This window comes from Vibrio sp. 10N.222.55.C7 (genome assembly GCF_041473335.1).
GTDB lineage: Bacteria > Pseudomonadota > Gammaproteobacteria > Enterobacterales > Vibrionaceae > Vibrio > Vibrio crassostreae_C.
The window spans coordinates 1-2,658 of record NZ_JBFRSC010000082.1; the positions used below are offsets into that span (position 1 = coordinate 1).

Genomic DNA, 2,658 nt, shown 5'->3' on the forward strand with positions numbered 1-2,658 from the left:
TTGTCCATTTCCTTCCAACTACAATCGTGATGACCAAATTAAAAAGGAGGTCATCATGGTAGTTTTCAACAAAACGAAACGAAGTGGCGTCAAAAAGCCTTTTCGGCTTGAGGAAATTTGGCGGATCAGAACCAGATTAGAAATTGAAAATAATTTGATGCAGCTTGCATTGCTCAACTTAGCTATTGATAACAAACTTAGAGCAAGTGATTTGCTCGTTCTCAGAGTTTGCGATGTATCTTCGCAAGATAGGATATTTAACCGCGTTAAGCATATCCAGCGCAAAACAGATATTGAAGTTCAATTTGAGATAACGACAAGAACTCAACAGAGTCTAATGAAATGGATTTTGATGGCTTCGCTACATGACAGCAATTTTATTTTCCCAAGCCAAAGGCGAAAGCAACAACCGATTAGCTATTCGTACTATCGATACTTAGTGAGGAGATGGGCTTCTAATCTGGGGTTGGATCCTAACTTGTATGGCACTCACTCGATGAGGCGAACAAAAGCGACGTTAGTCTACGCAAAAACGAAAAATATCCGAGCGGTGCAGCTACTACTTGGTCATACCAAGGTAGATAATACAATCCGCTATCTTGGGGTTGAATTAGAAGATGCATTGTTGCTTTCAGAAGGTACTGAGTGTTAATCGAAAAGGAACCTAAATACTTAGGTGTTTCAATTGCTATTACGCTGAAAGTTGTTACCCATTCACCGCTACACTTGATTATTTTCAATACGTTAAGTGCAAATACTACTAATCTGTCCAAGGTTTAGAGGACCTTGAACAGATTAGGTATACACAAGCTTAAATTAAACGTTGGAACGCGCGTTTTTCTTCTTTGATTTATAGGCTTTCATTGAAATTTTTAAAGCAAGCTGTTTTTGTTTAATTGAAATGAGTTGTCTAGTTACGACCTTATGGTGTAACTCTGTGATAAAGTTTTTTTCCCAAGGCGTAAGGCGGTCAAACCTCAATAAAATAGTGTCATTGAGTACATTGAACAACTCGTATTGGCTTTTATCCATTCGACTGCTAAGCATTCAATTAGAGCACTTAGCTAGAGAAATGACGTTAAGGATTTCTACTTTCTCATTTTTTCCTAAGGTAATGATTCGATAAGAGATCCCACTCTCTAATAGTGGTCTTATTTCGATGTTGTCACAAAAACTAACGGCGACTTTTTCTACTAAGCGGTCCATATTCAAAGTTTTCTTTTTTACGAAAACAAGAGTGACACTATCGCCCTCTGACTGTGCATTTACGAGTGTGATTGAGCCTAACTCTTGTGGAAGTTGGCTTGAAATAACTGTCGCTCTATAATCGGCAAGTCCATTAGATTTTATTGGGCTTATCTGACAACCGTTAAGCATGACACTGACGAAGAGAATTACAGTTGTTCGTAGCATTATGCGCTCCTTCTTCCTTTCTTCTCCCTTTAGGTGCCTTAAAATATTTATGGATATAACGTGAAGATATAGAAGATAAGAGCGCACTGTAATCTAAACTGAATGTGACTTTTTCCCCTACAAATAGTGGTTTCTGTGAGGATTCAAGGACAAGGTGATCACTGGTTGAAGACATGATCTTAATCCCATTCGGAGCCTTAAGCCCACTGACACAAACATCTTGGCGGCCTAATGCTAGAATAGCTTGTGAGACCTCCCCTCTATCTTGAAGGTTTTCTTTTTCACCAAAAGCATTTAACCCCCGACTCCCCCAAGGCAAAGTCGGTTTAGTCTTGGATTCAATCACTTCAGCGGTCAAAGAAACCGCATCCGTATGTAAGCCTTTGATATTTTCGTGCTCTAAAGGCTCACAGCCTAAAAAAATGGCTTCTCCTATACGAAGGTGATTGACTCGAGTTAAGCCTGTTCTCTGAAGAGCCCAGTTAACTGAAGCAGAATTACCCCCTGAAATAATTTCTAGATTGACCCCAAATGTAGCTTCAATTCCATCGGCAAGCTCAGAAAGAATACTCATATTTTGATCATCTGGAGCGACACCATACCGACAGGCTAAATTCGTACCAATTCCTTTTATCGTGATGTTTGGTAAAGAAATAATCTCTCGGATAAAATCAATCACGCGATTTGGCATCACACCTTCTCTTAGATCGCCAAGCTCAACCATAATAATGATACCGTGACAGCAATTTTGTTGTTCCGCTGCATGTGAAAGCCTCTGAATCACTTCAACTTCAGAGTTTAAACTCATATCACTGTATTTTATTACGCTCGCCACTTGACTGAGCATGGGTGTACGTATCAGCATTTTAGGGGTAGCAATGCCAGATTCAGTCATCTTTTGAAGATTTTCGATTCTTGAATCGGCTAACATTGTTGCGCCAGCATCAATAAGAACTTGTGCGATGATAGGGTGGCCGAGGAAGGCTTTTGTTACAGGCGTAACGGATATATTTTTCAGTGAGAGCTGAGAAATCAGGAACTGAGCGTTATGATGAACTTTCCCACAATCGATGTCTAACCTAGGGTAGTTCACCCTTTTTCGGCCAGTTTACTTGCTATTATAGGAAAGGCTGACGTTACGATGTGCTGTAGATGTTCAACAGGCTGTGACAAGACATCAGTAACCGGTAAACCAAATTCGGTAGTGTAAGTGTCTATCGCACAACGTGTTTCATCCAACGACAT

Annotated in this window: 4 protein-coding genes and 1 pseudogene; 1 reads left to right on the forward strand and 4 read right to left on the reverse strand. The window is 40.0% G+C overall.

Annotated features, from left to right (window positions below):
* Positions 1-55 precede the first annotated feature (55 nt).
* Positions 56-652: a tyrosine-type recombinase/integrase gene (locus AB4482_RS22520; protein WP_108161989.1), complete on the forward strand. Its 597-nt coding sequence runs from the start codon at positions 56-58 to the stop codon at positions 650-652.
* Positions 653-816: 164 nt separating this feature from the next.
* Here AB4482_RS22520 and AB4482_RS22525 read toward each other — a convergent pair whose 3' ends face one another.
* The 4 genes and pseudogenes from AB4482_RS22525 to AB4482_RS22540 form a co-directional block, all read right to left on the reverse strand.
* Positions 817-1,047 carry a hypothetical protein gene (locus tag AB4482_RS22525; RefSeq protein ID WP_004735670.1) on the reverse strand — a complete coding sequence of 77 codons (231 nt, stop codon included), beginning with the start codon at positions 1,045-1,047 and terminating at the stop codon, positions 817-819.
* On the reverse strand, positions 1,048-1,413 hold the full coding sequence (gene gspS2 / locus AB4482_RS22530) for a type II secretion system pilot lipoprotein GspS-beta (RefSeq protein ID WP_372181749.1): 366 nt from the start codon (positions 1,411-1,413) through the stop codon (positions 1,048-1,050). It lies immediately after the preceding gene.
* Positions 1,370-2,506, reverse strand: coding sequence for an alanine/ornithine racemase family PLP-dependent enzyme (locus tag AB4482_RS22535; RefSeq protein ID WP_372181751.1), 1,137 nt, complete (start codon positions 2,504-2,506; stop codon positions 1,370-1,372). Before AB4482_RS22535 ends, gspS2 begins: the two co-directional genes overlap by 44 nt.
* A pseudogene (locus AB4482_RS22540) lies at positions 2,503-2,658 on the reverse strand (DUF1611 domain-containing protein); the annotation flags it as partial. The gene AB4482_RS22535 and the pseudogene AB4482_RS22540, both read right to left, overlap by 4 nt.